Annotated in this window: 14 protein-coding genes and 1 pseudogene; 11 read left to right on the top strand and 4 right to left on the bottom strand. The window is 64.0% G+C overall.

What is annotated here, in order from left to right; translation table 11 throughout:
- Positions 1 to 81: 81 nt before the first annotated feature.
- Genes ACKFR8_RS04575 through ACKFR8_RS04565 form a run of 3 tightly spaced genes read right to left on the bottom strand, consistent with a single transcriptional unit; the run spans position 82 to position 4,327 of the window.
- The gene (locus tag ACKFR8_RS04575) at positions 82 to 1,491 is read right to left on the bottom strand and encodes an exonuclease domain-containing protein (RefSeq protein WP_296131286.1); all 1,410 of its coding nucleotides are present in this window, start codon (positions 1,489 to 1,491) and stop codon (positions 82 to 84) included.
- A gap of 56 nt (positions 1,492 to 1,547) precedes the next feature.
- A complete protein-coding gene (gene glgX, locus ACKFR8_RS04570) occupies positions 1,548 to 3,740 on the bottom strand; it encodes a glycogen debranching protein GlgX (RefSeq protein WP_408930697.1) in 2,193 nt (730 codons plus the stop codon).
- Between the two features lie 38 nt (positions 3,741 to 3,778).
- Entirely contained in the window at positions 3,779 to 4,327 is a 549-nt protein-coding gene (locus ACKFR8_RS04565; RefSeq protein ID WP_408930696.1) for a TetR family transcriptional regulator, read from the bottom strand.
- A gap of 217 nt (positions 4,328 to 4,544) precedes the next feature.
- Between ACKFR8_RS04565 and ACKFR8_RS04560 the strand changes: the two genes are divergently transcribed.
- From ACKFR8_RS04560 to ACKFR8_RS04545, 4 genes are read left to right on the top strand one after another with little or no spacing between them, the layout of a single operon-like run.
- The gene (locus ACKFR8_RS04560; protein WP_408930695.1) at positions 4,545 to 5,303 is read left to right on the top strand and encodes a hypothetical protein; all 759 of its coding nucleotides are present in this window, start codon (positions 4,545 to 4,547) and stop codon (positions 5,301 to 5,303) included.
- 18 nt (positions 5,304 to 5,321) lie between these two features.
- Positions 5,322 to 5,840, top strand: a complete 519-nt coding sequence (locus ACKFR8_RS04555; RefSeq protein ID WP_408930694.1) for a hypothetical protein — start codon at positions 5,322 to 5,324, stop codon at positions 5,838 to 5,840.
- A 50-nt stretch (positions 5,841 to 5,890) separates the two neighbouring features.
- Complete coding sequence (locus ACKFR8_RS04550) at positions 5,891 to 7,432, top strand: molybdopterin-dependent oxidoreductase (RefSeq protein ID WP_408930693.1); 1,542 nt, start codon at positions 5,891 to 5,893, stop codon at positions 7,430 to 7,432.
- Between the two features lie 34 nt (positions 7,433 to 7,466).
- Positions 7,467 to 7,706 (top strand): hypothetical protein, encoded by a 240-nt coding sequence (locus ACKFR8_RS04545; RefSeq protein WP_296131301.1) that lies wholly within the window; start codon positions 7,467 to 7,469, stop codon positions 7,704 to 7,706.
- Positions 7,707 to 7,740: 34 nt separating this feature from the next.
- Here the strand turns inward: ACKFR8_RS04545 and ACKFR8_RS04540 are convergent, their stop codons facing one another.
- The gene (locus ACKFR8_RS04540; protein ID WP_296131303.1) at positions 7,741 to 8,709 is read right to left on the bottom strand and encodes a YbjN domain-containing protein; all 969 of its coding nucleotides are present in this window, start codon (positions 8,707 to 8,709) and stop codon (positions 7,741 to 7,743) included.
- A gap of 186 nt (positions 8,710 to 8,895) precedes the next feature.
- Between ACKFR8_RS04540 and hisD the strand changes: the two genes are divergently transcribed.
- From hisD to priA, 7 genes and pseudogenes are all read left to right on the top strand, one after another.
- A complete protein-coding gene (gene hisD, locus ACKFR8_RS04535; protein WP_306506722.1) occupies positions 8,896 to 10,239 on the top strand; it encodes a histidinol dehydrogenase in 1,344 nt (447 codons plus the stop codon).
- A gap of 3 nt (positions 10,240 to 10,242) precedes the next feature.
- On the top strand, positions 10,243 to 11,346 hold the full coding sequence (locus ACKFR8_RS04530) for a histidinol-phosphate transaminase (RefSeq protein ID WP_306506723.1): 1,104 nt from the start codon (positions 10,243 to 10,245) through the stop codon (positions 11,344 to 11,346).
- A gap of 65 nt (positions 11,347 to 11,411) precedes the next feature.
- Positions 11,412 to 12,050, top strand: a complete 639-nt coding sequence (hisB, locus tag ACKFR8_RS04525) for an imidazoleglycerol-phosphate dehydratase HisB (RefSeq protein WP_306506724.1) — start codon at positions 11,412 to 11,414, stop codon at positions 12,048 to 12,050.
- Positions 12,051 to 12,056: 6 nt separating this feature from the next.
- Positions 12,057 to 12,239 (top strand): hypothetical protein, encoded by a 183-nt coding sequence (locus ACKFR8_RS04520; RefSeq protein WP_306506725.1) that lies wholly within the window; start codon positions 12,057 to 12,059, stop codon positions 12,237 to 12,239.
- Positions 12,236 to 13,501: an MFS transporter gene (locus ACKFR8_RS04515; protein WP_408930692.1), complete on the top strand. Its 1,266-nt coding sequence runs from the start codon at positions 12,236 to 12,238 to the stop codon at positions 13,499 to 13,501. The genes ACKFR8_RS04520 and ACKFR8_RS04515 overlap by 4 nt, the downstream gene beginning before the upstream one ends.
- Before the next feature lie 4 nt (positions 13,502 to 13,505).
- Complete coding sequence (hisH, locus tag ACKFR8_RS04510) at positions 13,506 to 14,141, top strand: imidazole glycerol phosphate synthase subunit HisH (RefSeq protein ID WP_306506727.1); 636 nt, start codon at positions 13,506 to 13,508, stop codon at positions 14,139 to 14,141.
- A gap of 64 nt (positions 14,142 to 14,205) precedes the next feature.
- Positions 14,206 to 14,989: pseudogene (gene priA, locus ACKFR8_RS04505) on the top strand (bifunctional 1-(5-phosphoribosyl)-5-((5-phosphoribosylamino)methylideneamino)imidazole-4-carboxamide isomerase/phosphoribosylanthranilate isomerase PriA).
- Positions 14,990 to 15,012 lie beyond the last annotated feature (23 nt).

Here is a 15,012-nt window from a genome sequence, read left to right as displayed (position 1 = left end):
TCGTACCCTTATTGGACTGCGCAGCTGGCCGTGCGGTTCCCGCCCCCTGGAAAAGTTTCCTTGGCGCCGTGAACGCGAAGTTTAGAAAGGTGGTGCCTCGTCGAGCTGGAGTTCTGCGAGCAGCTTCTCCGACGGCCAGATGGCAATGTCCTGACCTTTGCCTTGCAGCTCTTCGGCGCGCTTTTCCTTGGAGGTCTTCGTCGCCCACTGGCCCACGACGAGGATGGTGGTCTTCTTCGTCACGTTCTTGCCCACCTGGCCGCCGCGTTCTGCGATCTTGGACCACAGCAGCCCCTTGTCAAAGGGCTCGAAGTCACCGGTCAAGGTGACGTGTTGGCCATACAGTGCGCCTTCCGGATCGGCATCGGGGTTGGGATCCGGGATGGTGTCAGGCGTGGAGACTGATTGCCACGGGGCAGGTCCTCGGCGGTCGTTGCCACCTGACGTCGCACCGCCGGTGGAGCGGCCATTACCGGAGCCCGGTCCGGCAGATGTGGTTGAGCCAGACGCAGATGCGCCCGCCATGCGAGTCTTGTCCCGAAAATCCGTTCCGGCACCGAGGTCGGCGGCGGACAGTGGGGCGGTGTTGGCCCGCAGTACGGGGATGACGGACTCTTCGCTGAGCGTGCCGAGGGCAAACTCGCGGGAGGTAAAGAGGTCCTCGACGGAACCGGAATAGGAAAATCGGCGCGCCAACCCGGAGATGATTTCGCCGGCCGCACGGGCGTCGGCAGTAGCGTCGTGATGGTGGAAATCGTCCGCGCCGACGTAGGCGGCGACGGTGGGTAGCTTGTGGTTAGCCACGTCGATAACCCCGGCCCGGGAGGCATCGCGCGCGAGCGCCAGCGAACAGGCCAGACGCACGTCTGGGACAGGGGCCTCGGCCGTGCGCAGACCGGAGCGTAGCGCGGTGGAGTCGAATTGCGCGTTGTGGGCCACGAGCACGTCGCTTCCCAAGAACTCGAAGAGCTCCGCGGCGGCATCGGCAAACGGCGAGGCATCGGCCACGTCATCAGCGGTGATGCCGTGAATCTTCACGTTGATCTCGTCGAAGTGCTCCAGGCCCGGCGGGGGAGTGCACAGCCACGTGCGGGCCTCAGTCTCCTCGCCGTCGCGGAAGCGCACGGCACCGATCTGGCAGACAGAACCCCAGTTGTCGTTGGCAGTCTCCACGTCGACGGCGGTGAAGTTGAGCCCAGAGACACCGGCGCGTGCGGCAGGCGCCTCACCGCGCAGGGCCGCGGCGATGGCATCGGCACAGCCCTTCGCGTCCTGCCCCGGGGCAAAGCGAAGCGTGACCTCCTGCTCCCCGTGCATCACTACCTGACCGAAGCCAGTTGCCGTCGGCGCGGTGTAGTCCACCTCGCGCGCCCCGGCGAGGGGAATGTCCTCGTGGGCGGCAGCGCCCAAGGAGGCCGCGAGGAGGGAGCGGCGGAGAACCAGGGAATCGGCGGTGACGTCGACGACGACACCGTGGGCAGTGTAGGACACGGAATCCTTTCTAGAGGGAAGGGCGGGTGGCTAGTCAGGAGACTAGCCGGTGGGCGCTAGTTTTCAGCCGCGTCTTCGAAGACCGGCGGCTCGGTCTGGCGCAGAATCAACGTCGAGCGCGGCTGAACCACGATCGTACCTTCGGCGTCAATGAGCTTCTCCTCCTCCGGGTAGCCGCCGGAATCGGCCGTATCGACGATAAGGCGCCAGCTGGCTCCGAGGTCCTTCGTGGGGAGGGTGAACTCGATGTCCTCATGGTGAGCGTTGAAGATCATGATGAAGGAATCATCCGTGATGCGCTCACCGCGGGCAGTGGTCTCCGTAATGGCATTGCCGTTGAGGTAGACCATGAGGGCCTTGCCGAACTCGAAGTCCCAGTCCTCCGGGGTCATGAGTTTGCCCGAGGGAACCAGCCACGCGATGTCACGCTCCTTGACATCGGAGCCGAACGGGCCGCCGGCCAGGAAGCGCTCACGGCGGAAAACCGGGTGGTTGCGGCGGATGTTGATCAGGCGCTTGGTGAAGCCGTGCATGGCAGCGCTCTTCTCTTCCTCCAGCAACGACCAATCGATCCAGGAGAGCTCATTGTCCTGGCAGTAGACGTTGTTGTTGCCGTTTTGGGTGCGGCCCATCTCGTCGCCGTGGCAGATCATCGGCGTGCCCTGGGACAGCAGCAGGGTGGTGAGGAAGTTGCGGACTTGACGGCGGCGGAGCTTCTTGATCTCTTCGTCGTCGGTCGGGCCCTCCACGCCGTGGTTCCACGAGCGGTTGTGGGATTCGCCATCGCGGTTGTCCTCGCCGTTGGCCTCGTTGTGCTTGTCGTTGTAGGACACCAAATCCCGTAGCGTGAAACCATCATGCGCCGTAATGAAATTGATGGACGCGGTGGGGCGGCGGCCATTGTTGGCGTAGAGATCGGACGAGCCGGTCAGGCGGGAGGCGAACTCGCCCATCTTTGCCGGCTCCCCGCGCCAGAAGTCGCGCACGGTGTCGCGGTACTTGCCGTTCCACTCGCTCCAGATCGGTGGGAAATTGCCCACTTGGTAGCCATTGTGGCCCACGTCCCAGGGTTCCGCGATGAGCTTGACCTTGGACACCACCGGATCCTGCTGGACCAAGTCGAAGAAGGTGGCCAGCTTATCCACGTCGTCAAGCTCGCGCGCCAGGGTAGAGGCCAGATCGAAGCGGAAGCCATCGACGCGCATCTCAGTCACCCAGTAGCGCAGCGAATCCATGATGAGCTGCAGCGAGTGCGGGTGGCGAACGTTGAGGGAGTTGCCGGTGCCGGTGTAGTCCATGTAGTGCTCGGGGTTGTCATCCACCAAGCGGTAGTAGGCGTGATTATCAATGCCACGGAAGGCGATGGTGGGGCCCATGTGGTTGCCTTCGGCGGTGTGGTTGTAGACCACGTCGAGGATGATCTCGATACCGGCTTCGTGGAAAGCGCGCACCATGGCCTTGAACTCCGCCACCGCCTCGCCCGGCTTCTTGGCGTAGGCATAATCGGAGTTCGGGGCGAAGAAACCGAAGGTGTTGTAGCCCCAGTAGTTGCGCAGGCCCAGCTGGCGCAGGCGGTCATCCTGGAGGAACTGGTGGACCGGCAGCAGCTCCACGGCGGTAACCCCGAGGTCCTTGAAGTAGTTAATGATGGCCGGATGCGCCATGCCGGCGTAGGTGCCGCGCAGCTCCTCCGGGACATCGGGGTGGGTCATCGTCATGCCCTTGACGTGGGCTTCGTAGATGATGGTCTCATTGACCGGGGTGTGCGGGCGGTTGTCGCCGTGCCACTCGAAGAAGGGGTTGATGACCACAGAGAGCATGGTGTGGCCCAACGAGTCATCCTCATTGCGCCCGGTGCCGGGCTCATCGGCGAAGATATCGTAGGAGTACAGGGAAGCATCGCCGTCAAAGTCACCGTCGAAGGCGCGCGCGTACGGGTCCACGAGCAGCTTGGACGGATTGCAGCGCAGGCCTTTTTCGGGCTCGTACGGGCCGTGGATGCGGAAGCCGTAGCGCTGGCCCGGGGTGACGTTGGGTAGGTAGGCGTGCCACACGTGGGCGGTGACTTCGGTGAGCTCGACGCGCTCTTCGGTGCCGTCTTGGTCAATGAGGCAGAGCTCGACCTTGTCGGCCGCCTCGGAAAAAATTGCAAAGTTCGTGCCGGCACCATCGAAGGTGGAGCCAAGTGGGGAGGCGGAACCAGGCCACACCTGGCGAGAATAGGATGCGTTCGCGCGGGTCTCAGTCATGAGGCTTAGCTTAGCCAAATCTAGTCAGCTGCATCGGCCTACAGGGTGCGCAACCCCGCCACCACGAGTTCCGCAGCGCGCCGCGCGGCAGCGTCGACCTCCGGCGCGGCGGTGGAGGGCGCGGCGTCTGCCTGCGCTGCAGTGCTGAGCTGCGCGCGCGACTGCTCCATGAAGGCGGCGCCCAAAACGTAATGAATGAGAGTGCGGGCGGCCACGCCGATGCTGTCCGGCGTGGCATCAGGCACGGATCGGCGCAGGGCCGCGGTAAACAGGTCCTCGAGTTCCGTGCGGGTGGTTGCTTCCGGGTAGGCGGAACCGGCGATGGCCACCTCGGCCCCATCGCGCCAGCGCGCCAGCTCCGTGTGGAGGGAGCTGGCCAACTGAGCGGGGGTGTCTCCGGCGACGGGCGAAAGAATCTGCGCGGCCATAGCGGCGATGAGGGCCTGCTTGTTGGCCACGTGCCAATACAACGCGCCGGGGGCGACGCCGAGGGTGGTGGCGACGCGGCGCATGGTCACATCGGCCAGCCCGTAGGCCGTCAACAAGTCGAGCGCCGTGGAAACTATAGTGTTGCGGGAAAGGTGCACAATGTTGTACTGTACGCGGCCTACCGCAGCTGGGGTTCACAGGAATCTTCAAGGTCCCCGCTATGCATTCCTCAACCAGCGCTTGTTAAAATAGGTCGAAGTGCCCAAGAGTATTCGCTGCCTTCGCACGGCTGAAACCGGTGAGAGTTTCACAGGCGTTGCGGGGAAATGGCGGCGTAATTTCGCGCTCTCTGACATGAATTTTAGGAGTTATCCCTTGTCTTTTCTGACACCTGCCAAGAAGTCCCTCGTTGCTGTTGCGCTGGTCGCGCCTCTGGCTCTGACCGCCTGCAACTCTGACGGTGAGGACACGGTTTCTGATGCTTCCTCCGCCGTGAAGACCATGACGACTACGAAGGCTAGCGAAGAGACTTCCGCCCCGTCCGAATCTAAGGACAAGAAGGATGAAGACAAGGGCAAGTCCGAGGAGAACAAGGACGACGCCAATAAGGAAGGCGAGGAGCCGCAGCAGGAGGGCGAGCAGCCCCAGGCTGAGGGCGCAGCCCCGGAGAGCGTGACCAACCCGTTCGAGAACGGCGGTGACCCGTTCAAGGACATGCCGAAGGCGGAGCCGGTCCAGGGTGAGGCCGCAAGCCAGGAAGACGTCGACGGCATCAATAACCTGGTCCGCGGTCTGTACGACACGACCACGATGCGCCAGTTCATTAAGTACCTCCCGGATCACGCCTGCGCCGAGGTTCGCAACAACCCGGAGAGTGGCCTGAACAACATTGACTACAACCAGGTCCCGGATATCCCGATCAACCAGCTGCGTGACATGGTTGCCGCGTCCGGCCAGGGCGACGCCGGGATGGAGGACTTCAACTGGGACCAGACCGGCGTGGAGTCCATCAACGACGTGGTAGTCAACGGTGATGACGCTTCCGCCACCGTGAACGTCAACACCAACAAGGGCGTTGACAGCTCCACCATGCGCTTCAAGCGCGAGAACGGAAACTGGACCTTCTGCGGCTAGTACCTTCGGTTTCTCTTTGTGTCTCATCTGAGATTACCCCGCATACCCCGCGCCATTGGCTTTGGCGCGGGGTTGCTCGCGTTAGCACTGCTCCTGTTTTCGGCCGCCGGTGCGCTGTGGGGCCTGTGGCGACCAGCCATTACCGGGCACCGGGTGGACGGCGGTTACGCGGTAGACACTGTGGCCAACGTGCAGTTCGATTCCTTCATTACCTTTGCCGTGTGCACGGGCGTGCTGGGCATGGTGCTGGGAGCGGTGGCCTACCTGCGAGGTGTTGCCTACCGCGGCGTAGGAGTGCTCCTCTGGGTGGGGGTGGCCGGCGTAGCGGGTGCTGCGGCGTTCTACGTCTTTGGTGGGGTCACCGCCACCAGCTCGCCGGAGCGCCCGGGGGACGTCGTGGAGTTTGTACCCAAGTTTGCTCCCCACATTGCGTGGCTGGTGGCGCCATTTATGGCTATGTTCAGCTACTGGGCCGCAGTGTTCGTGGACGTCCCGGAGTTTGCGTCAACGAAAAGCTGGACGGGGGCGAATAAATAAGGAAAATAGGGGTTAAATCTCTCGTATCGTTCCTAGAGGAGACCCCTGATATGGACCTCGTCCTCGCCCTCGGCGAAAACCCCGATTACCCCTTGTGGCTGCGCGCCAGCCACCTCATCAACTTCATCCTCATGGGCCTGCTGCTGCGCTCCGGTTGGGAAATGCTCAGCTCCATGCCGCGCCTGTGGTGGAGCAACGATTGTGCGCCCGGCAAGGAATGGCTCAAGTTCACCAAGCGTGAGCTGCCGAAAGAAGAGGGTGTCTACACCTCGCTCATGGATGAGCTGTCCGCCTCGCCGCTTTTGACCCTGCCGGGCCGCGAAAACATCGGCCTGGGCCGCCACTGGCACGGCGTCTCAGTAATGCTATGGGTTCTCAACGGTCTGGTCTACGTCACGCTGCTCTTCGCCACGGGCCTGTGGCAGCGCATTGTGCCGACCTCCTGGGACATCATCCCGGAGGCGTGGGACAGCCTGCTGACCTACCTCAGCTTCCGGACCCCGGCGCTGGAGCACTTCGACCCCTATGACTCGCTGCAGCAGCTGGCGTACTTCGGCGTCATCTTCTTCCTTGCTCCGTTCATGATGCTCACCGGCGTGGCAATGGCTCCTGCCGTGCGTGTTCGCTTCCCGTGGTACGTCAAGCTGTGGGGCGGTCACCAGGGAGCGCGGTCCCTGCACTTTATCGGCATGGTGTTCATGTGCGTGTTTATCATCATCCACGTCTTCTTGGTTTTCTTCGTGCACCGCGAGCACAACATGGTGCACATGGTCTTTGGTGATGTCACCCCGGAGCGCTACGCCCAGGCCTTTACCACGATCGTGATCACCATCGGCGTCGTCATTGCCTTCTGGATTGGCCTGTCCTACTGGTCCCTGGCGGACCGTGCGCGTGCGCAGCGGCTTACCACGAGCATCACGGAGATTGGACGCAAGCTCTTCCTTAACTGGATGCACCCGGTGAAGCAGTCCAAGAACGCCTACACGGACAAGGACATTTCCCAGTTCCACTGGACCAACGGCCTGCCGCCGACCCCGGAGGAATCCCCGGAGTGGACCGCGTTCCATGACAAGAACTTCGAGGGCTATGAAATCACCGTGGCGGATGAGGTGACGGGAGCCTCCCGCGTGGTCACCCTGGAAGAGCTCAAGGCACTGCCGCAGCGTTCTTACGTGGCCACCCATACCTGCATGCAGGGCTGGTCGGCCACATCCAGGTGGGAGGGACCGGCGCTTGTCGACGTCCTTGGGCTCCTCGGCCCGCGCCCCGAAGGTGCTAACTACGTGATGATCGAATCCTATGGCTTGGCCCAGAAGATGTACGACAATCGCCCGCGTGAGCCTTTCTACGCGTGCTTCGACGTTGCTACTGCCTCGGAGGAGCAATCCATCCTGGCAATTAACCGCAACGGCCAGCCGCTCGAGGTGCACCTCGGCGCGCCGGTGCGCGCGCGTGTGGAGTCCAACCACGGCTACAAGGCGGTGAAGTGGGTGTCCAAGATCGCCTGGATTCATGACTATGCCGACTACGGCGACGGACGCGGAGGCACCCGTGAGGATTCGGCCCTGCAGGCCTTCAACGGGCGCATCTAAAAGACCTTAAGGGTAGCCGAGTACACTAACCGACATGTCGATTGTTTCTAGCTACTTTCAGGTCAGCGGCGTCAAGGATGACAATGACGTGCGCAAGGCCCTGCAGTCCCTGTATGACATCTTCGCTTCCCACGGTCTGGGCCAGGCCACGTTTGAGATCACCGATGCCGAACACGCACAGCTGGTGGTCAAGCACAAAGCGGACGTCGAGCCCTCGGTGGACGTGATGAATGAGGCGCTGGCGAAGGCCGGTGACTATCGGATCGTGGCCTAAGGCCTAGGCTCAGGCCTGAGCCAGAGAGGGGGACTCAGGGCCACGCGACGGGGGAGGAGCCGACGGCATCGTGGGAGATGTCGTCGATGCCGTGGAGGATGTGCTTGAGGCTGCGTCCGAGGGCGGAGACCAGTTGGACGTCGGAAAGCCCGGCGCCCGTCATCACCACGTAGTCCACGCGGACCTGGAGCCCATCCACGTTGGAGTGACAGTACGCCGAGGCTGAGCCGTTGGCGCGGTTCCAGTCGTTACAGATGAGAAAGATCTTGGAGAAGTCGCTGCCCTCCAGGTTGGGGTCCCAGTGGCCCTTGATGATGAGGCTGGGCCCAGAATCGAGGGCGAAGGCAAACAGGACGTCGTTGATCCAGGCGAAGATGGCGTCCTCGGACTCTGCCTGAAAGCGGCTGATTCCCAGGGAGGGGAGCATGTCCTTGAGGCGGGAAATGCTGACTTCGCGCACCGGATCCTCGGCCTCCTCAGCCTCCGCGGTGCTGCCGGATGCCGTGTCTTCCGGCTCGTCGAGGCTGCCGGGCAACGGGGCGGGGCGCTGGTGGCGCAGCCCAGGGAAGTGCGCGGCGAGCTCTTCTAGGTACGCTTCCGCGTTGTAGAGCGCCGGCAGGGTTGCCGCGGCAAGCTGCGCGGTATCCGGCTCGTTGTGCACCACGAAGAAGGAATGGCCCCACACCTTCACCGCGGTGGGGTGGTCGTAATCGAGCACGAGCTGGGGCGAGAGGCAATCGTGGTTCCAGTCGTTGACAAACTCACTGAGCTCCGGAATTTCCCCGAAACCCAGGGCGCGGTAGTGCGTGGTGCACAGCCGCAGAATGGAGTCACCTTCGCTGTCTATCCGGATGCGCGTTTCCCCGAGCGGCGGGTGGGGAAGGACCAGTTCCTGATCGGTAACCCGGAGGCAGTCGAAGTCCTCACGGAGGGCTAGCTGTTCCACGCGGTGGAGCAGAGCGGGATGCTGTGGGGTGTGCTGGCCGTCGGCGTCGTTATACATCTCGCCGCCTCTCTACACCGTCCGTTGGTGCGTGAATGTATCAGTAATTGCCCATTCTATAGCCTGTACCGTGGGGCTCGCTGGCTTTTTGGCGCGGATATGGTAATGATTGTTATAGGATATCGCGCATAATATACACAGTGTGAAGAAATAGTGTGGAAGACTCGAACCGAAGGGGCCTACAGCATGCTACAGACCATTGACCTGCGGGGGCAGACCCTCAGCACGTCCCGCTTGCGGCGCGTGCTGCCGCGCGGCGGCACCGACGTGTCCTCCGTGATGGGGACCGTGACCCCGCTGGTTGAGCAGGTGCGCACGGGAGGGGTGGCAGCGGCGCTGGACTACGGACAGCGCTTCGACGGAGTGCGCCCTGCAGCGATGCGCGTGAGCTCTAAGGATGTGGAAAAGGCCGCCGCGGAGCTTGATCCCACGGTGCGCGCGGCCATTGAGGAATCCATTGCTCGGGTGCGCGCGGTGCATGCGGATCAAAAGCCGGCTGCGCACACCACCTCGCTTGCCCCGGGCGCCACGGTGACCGAGGTCTTTCGCCCCATTGAGCGCGTAGGCCTCTACGTGCCCGGCGGTAAGGCGGTCTACCCATCCTCGGTCATCATGAACGCCGTACCCGCCCAGGAGGCGGGCGCGGAAGCGATGGTGGTGGCGTCGCCCCCGCAGAAGGAATTCGGGGGACTGCCGCACCCGACGGTCTTGGCCACCTGTCACATCCTAGGCGTCGATGAAGTGTGGGCCGTCGGCGGGGCGCAGGCCATTGCGCTGCTGGCCTACGGCGACGATGCGCCTGCCACCGGGGAGGAGGCACTGGACCCGGTAGACATGATCACTGGGCCGGGAAACGTCTTCGTGGCCGCCGCCAAGCGCGCAGTGCGCGGCGTAGTGGGCACGGACGCCGAGGCCGGGCCGACGGAGATTGCCGTCATTGCGGACGACTCCGCGGACCCCGTATTCGTGGCCTTGGACCTGATTTCCCAGGCGGAGCACGATCCAATGGCGGCCTCGGTGCTCATCACGGCCTCGCCGCAGTTGGTGCAGGCGGTCGACGCCGAAGTGGAGCAGCGCTACACAGCCACCGCCAACGCTGAACGGGCCGCGGAGGCGCTGCGCGGGGAGCAATCGGGCATCGTGCTTGTCGACGATATCGATGCCGCCATCGCCGTGGCGGACGCCTACGCCGCCGAGCACCTCGAGGTGCACACCGTCGATGCCCGCGCGGTGGCCGAGCGCATCCGCCATGCTGGGGCCATCTTCGTCGGTGACTACTCGCCGGTCCCGCTCGGGGACTACACGGCCGGCTCGAACCACGTGCTGCCGACCTCTGGGACCGCGCGGTTTAGCGCGGGGCTATCCACCCACACGTTCCTGCGCCCAGTCAACATCATTGAGTACGACCGCGTCGCGCTGGGGGAGGTGGCGGACAACGTCATTGCGTTCGCCAAGGCTGAGGCGCTGCCCGCGCACGGCGAGGCCATCGCGGCCCGCTTCACCGGCGCTCGTTCAACCAAGGAGGCATAGTCCGTGACTGACCTGAATCAACTGCCGCTGCGGGAGGAGCTGCGCGGGCGCAGCGCCTACGGCGCTCCCCAGCTCACCGTGACCAACCAGCTCAACACCAACGAAAATCCCTACCCGCCGTCGGAGGCGCTGGTGGCGGACCTCGTCAAGGCTGTGGAGAAGCACGCGCGTGAGCTTAACCGCTACCCGGAGCGCGACGCCGTGGCACTGCGCACCGCCCTTGCCAGCTACGTGACGGACCAGACCGGAGTGCCGGTCACCGCGGATAATGTGTGGGCAGCCAACGGCTCAAACGAGGTGCTCCAGCAGCTGCTCCAGGCCTTCGGCGGCCCGGGGCGCACGGCGCTGGGGTTTACGCCGAGCTATTCCATGCACCCCATTCTCAGCGCCGGAACGCAGACCGAATTTCTCGCCTGCCCGCGCGATGCGGACTTCCGCATCGATGAAGATGCTGCGCTGGCTGCCGTGGCAGAGCACCGCCCGGACGTCATTTTCATCACCACGCCGAACAACCCCACGGGGGACGTTACCCAGCTGGAGCTGGTGGAAAAGATAGTTCAAGCCGCGCCGGGCATCGTCATCGTGGACGAGGCCTACATGGAATTTTCCGCCTCCCCGTCCGCCACCACGCTGCTGGAGAAGTACCCCACACAGCTGGTGGTATCCCGCACGATGTCGAAGGCCTTCGACTTCGCAGGCGCGCGCCTGGGCTACTTCGTGGCGGACCCGGCGTTCGTAGAGGCCGTCATGCTGGTGCGCCTGCCGTATCACCTCTCGGTGCTCACCCAGGCCGCCGCTATCGTGGCGCTCGAGCACAAGGAAGATACCCTGCGCACCGTGGCGAAGCTCTCCGCCGAGCGGGACCGCGTGGTGGAACGCCTGCGTGAGCTGGGGTATTACGTGGTACCTAGCGAGTCGAACTTCGTGTGCTTTGGCCGCTTTACGGACCCGCATGTGGTGTGGCAGCAGTTCCTGGACCGCGACGTTTTGATTCGGGATAACGGGGTACCGGGCCTGCTGCGCGCCACGGTTGGGCTGCCGGAAGAAAACGATGCCTTCCTTTCTGCGGCGCAAGCGCTAGCGGATACAGTAGACATGGTGCACTAGCGAAGCAGCGGCTTCGCACGTGCGTGCCGCACATCCCCACATCTGCGAAGGAGGAGAGCACGACGATGAGTGTCGACGGAGCCACTACTCAGGACTATTCGCCCAGCGTCCGAAAGGGCCGCGTTGAACGCGCTACGGCGGAAACCAGGATCGTAGCGGAGATCAACCTGGACGGAACCGGCCAGGCTGATATCTCCACCGGTCTGCCGTTCTTCGACCACATGCTGACCGCGCTGAGCACGCACGGCGCTTTCGACCTCACCGTCCGCGCGGAGGGCGATGTGGAGATTGACGCTCACCACACCGTGGAGGACACCGCGATTGTCCTGGGCCAAGCCTTCCGGGAGGCGTTGGGGGATAAGGCGGGCATCCGCCGCTTCGGTTCCCAGCTGTTGCCCATGGATGAGACCCTGGTGGAGGCCGTCGTGGATATTTCCGGGCGCGCATACTTTGTCATGAATGGGGAGCCGGAGAATCTGCAGTGGCAGGTCATCGGCGGGCACTACGCCACGGTGATCAACCGGCACTTCTTTGAAACTTTTGCCACCCACTCGGCCACGACTCTGCACGTCAATGTCCGCTACGGGCGCGACCCGCACCACATCACCGAGGCCGAGTACAAGGCTGTGGCCCGCGTACTGCGTCAGGCAACTGAGCGCGATCCGCGCATAATTGGCATTCCGTCGACGAAGGGAGCACTCTAAACCACAATGAATATCTTGGTTCTCGTACTTTTCCTCGTTGCCGGTTTACTGGTGGGCGGCGCCTGGTCCGCCTATCAGAACGGCTCTAAGTTCATGACCGTGGTCGCCGGCGTGCTGGCCGCAGTGACGGTCGCAGCGGCGCTGGCCTGGTTGCTGGACATCTTCTCTGCAGGGACGGCGGCGAAATGAGCGGCACGGCTTCCACGAACCCAAAGAGCGTGTGGGCGGTAGCCGGCTTCAAGGAGACGATGATTGCGGTCGTCTCCGCCTTCGGCGCGTGGTCGGTGCTGCTGCCCGTGGTGCCGCTGGCGGTTCTAGACGCCGGTGGCACCGCTACTCTGGCGGGCGCGACGACGGGTGTGTTCATGCTGGCCACGGTGCTCACGCAGATGCTGACGCCGATGCTGTTGCGCCAGTGGGGATACCGGCCGGTCATGGCCATGTCTGCGTTGCTGCTGGGCGTTCCGGCCTTGGGGCATATGCTGGGCGACGCCGCCCCGATCGCCCTAGGCTTCTCCGCGCTGCGCGGCATCGGCTTTGGCGCACTGACCGTCTCAGAAAGCGCCCTCATCGGCGAAATTTCTCCTCGCCGCCTGCTGGGCAAGGCCACCGGCATTTTCGGCCTCTGCGTCGGCGCTGCCCAGATGGCCTTCTTGCCGGTCGGCGTGGCCATCGCTGGGGCAGTGGGGTATAACGCCGTATACCTGCTGGCCGCGGCCCTAGGCTTGCTGGGTTTTGGCACCAGCGTGCTGGTGCCCAAGATTAAGGCGGCGCCGCTGGGCTCGTCGGACCCCGCGGATACTACGCCGCGCGCACCCATGTGGAAGCTTGTCCTCGTGCCGGCTTTGGCGCTCACGAGCTTCTCGGTGAGCTACGGCGTGGCCTCGAACTTTATCTCTCCGGCTGTGCGAGAGCTCGACCCGGAGCGCGGCGCCGTCTTGGGCGGACTCATGCTCTCCGTCATCGGCGGATCCGGCATGATCGCCCGCTACATTGCCGGCGTGGTGGCAGACCGCGCGGGCCAACCTGGCACGCTGATGATCCCGGCACAGGCCTTCACCGTCGTCGGCGTGGGGCTCATTGCCGCGGTGCTGAATCAGCAGTGGCCGGTGTGGTGGCTGGTGCTGGGCGCCGTTCTCTACGGCGCGGGCTTCGGCATTGTCCAGAACGAGGCCTTGCTGTCCATGTTTGACCGGCTTCCGCGTGAGCGGCTGTCTGAAGGCTCGGCGGTGTGGAACATCTTCTACGACGGCGGCACGGGTCTGGGCTCCACGGTCCTGGGCGGGGTCGTGGCACTGACCGGATACGACGGGGCGTTTGCCACCGGCGCTGCCATCATCGCGCTGGGCCTGCTCATGACGCTGGCAGACCGAGCGCTTGGCAAGACTCGCGTGAGCGAGACCAACGATATTAAAACCCGACTCCGCAGGATTCGACAGCGAAAGGCCTAGTTACATGACAGTAAAGAAGATCGCGCTGCTGGATTATGGCGCGGGAAACGTGCGCTCCGCCGTGCGCGCCCTCGAGCGCGTGGGCGCAGACGTCACCGTGACCCAGGATCCGGCCGTGGCCGTGGAGGCGGACGGCCTCCTGGTACCCGGCGTGGGCGCCTTCGCGCACTGCATGGAGGGCCTCAAAGCCGTGCAGGGCCCGCGCATTATTGGCCAGCGTCTGGCCGGTGGGCGGCCGGTCCTAGGCATCTGCGTGGGCATGCAGGTCCTCTTCGATTCGGGCGCCGAGCACGGCGTGGAGACCGCCGGATGCGGTGAGTGGCCGGGAAGCGTCGAAAAGCTGCACGCAGACATACTGCCGCACATGGGGTGGAACACGGTGGACATCCCCGACAACAGCCGGATGTTCGCGGACATCGACCCCGAGGACCGGTTCTACTTCGTCCACTCCTACGCCGCGCGCCGCTGGGAGCTCGACACTGAAATTACCGAGCCGCCTAAGGTGGCGTGGGCGGACTACGGCGGGGACCGCTTCGTGGCCGCCGTGGATAATGAGACACTGTGGGCCACCCAGTTCCACCCGGAAAAGTCCGGGGACGTGGGCGCACAGTTGCTGAAGAACTGGATCGCAACGCTCTAAAAGCGTGGCAGAATGCTCTGTTGCATTCGTTGACCCGGATTTTCCGAAAGGTAGACTACACACCATGAGCTTTACAGTGTTGCCCGCGGTCGACGTCGTCGATGGCCAGGCGGTCCGCCTGGACCAAGGCGAGGCCGGAACCGAGAAGTCCTATGGCTCCCCGCGTGAGGCGGCCCTGACCTGGCAGTCCCAGGGCGCGACGTGGCTGCATGCGGTGGATTCTGGACGCCGCCTTCGGCCGCGGCTCCAACCACGAGTTGCTTGCGGAAATCACCACAAGCGTCGATCTGCAGGTGGAGCTGACCGGCGGGATTCGAGACGACGAATCCCTGGCCCGGGCGCTGGCCACCGGCGCGCGCCGCGTGAACATCGGAACCGCCGCGCTGGAGAACCCGGAATGGATCGCCCGCGTGCTGGCGGAACACGGGGACCGCATCGCAGTGGATCTGGCGGTGCGCGAGGTCGACGGCGAATGGCGCACCCAGGGCAATGGGTGGGTCTCCGACGGGGGCGACCTGTGGGAGGTGCTCGAGCGCCTCGACTCCGCCGGATGCACGCGCTTCGTGGTCACTGATGTGTCCAAGGACGGAACGCTGAAAGGACCGAACATTGAGCTGCTGCGTGAGGTTGCTGCGGCGACCGACGCCGCAATCACCGCCTCCGGGGGAATCTCCACTCTGGAGGATCTCCGCAGCCTCGCCCTGTACGAGAACGAGGGAATCGACTCCGCCATTGTGGGCACAGCGCTGTATGAGAAGCGCTTCAGCATGGAGGAGGCCCTAGCCGCAGTCTCCGAGGTCACCCCGCTGCCGGCCGAGGACTACATTGACCCGATCGAGGAGGTCTAAGCCATGTCAGACAATGCTTTTCA

Origin of the sequence: Corynebacterium axilliensis, assembly GCF_046097495.1 — a bacterium.
In the GTDB taxonomy this organism is placed as follows: Bacteria; Actinomycetota; Actinomycetes; order Mycobacteriales; family Mycobacteriaceae; genus Corynebacterium.
The sequence above is the reverse complement of the archived record's forward strand: the minus strand, read 5'-3'. Positions and strand labels throughout refer to the sequence as shown.

What these genes read in the sequence shown, in the direction of transcription:
- glgX (WP_408930697.1), bottom strand. Translation starts at nt 3,740, where the DNA reads ATGACTGAGACCCGCGCGAACGCATCCTATTCTCGCCAGGTGTGGCCT.
- ACKFR8_RS04550 (WP_408930693.1), top strand. Translation starts at nt 5,891, where the DNA reads ATGGACCTCGTCCTCGCCCTCGGCGAAAACCCCGATTACCCCTTGTGG.
- ACKFR8_RS04545 (WP_296131301.1), top strand. Translation starts at nt 7,467, where the DNA reads ATGTCGATTGTTTCTAGCTACTTTCAGGTCAGCGGCGTCAAGGATGAC.
- ACKFR8_RS04540 (WP_296131303.1), bottom strand. Translation starts at nt 8,709, where the DNA reads ATGTATAACGACGCCGACGGCCAGCACACCCCACAGCATCCCGCTCTG.
- hisD (WP_306506722.1), top strand. Translation starts at nt 8,896, where the DNA reads ATGCTACAGACCATTGACCTGCGGGGGCAGACCCTCAGCACGTCCCGC.
- hisB (WP_306506724.1), top strand. Translation starts at nt 11,412, where the DNA reads ATGAGTGTCGACGGAGCCACTACTCAGGACTATTCGCCCAGCGTCCGA.
- ACKFR8_RS04520 (WP_306506725.1), top strand. Translation starts at nt 12,057, where the DNA reads ATGAATATCTTGGTTCTCGTACTTTTCCTCGTTGCCGGTTTACTGGTG.
- ACKFR8_RS04515 (WP_408930692.1), top strand. Translation starts at nt 12,236, where the DNA reads ATGAGCGGCACGGCTTCCACGAACCCAAAGAGCGTGTGGGCGGTAGCC.
- hisH (WP_306506727.1), top strand. Translation starts at nt 13,506, where the DNA reads ATGACAGTAAAGAAGATCGCGCTGCTGGATTATGGCGCGGGAAACGTG.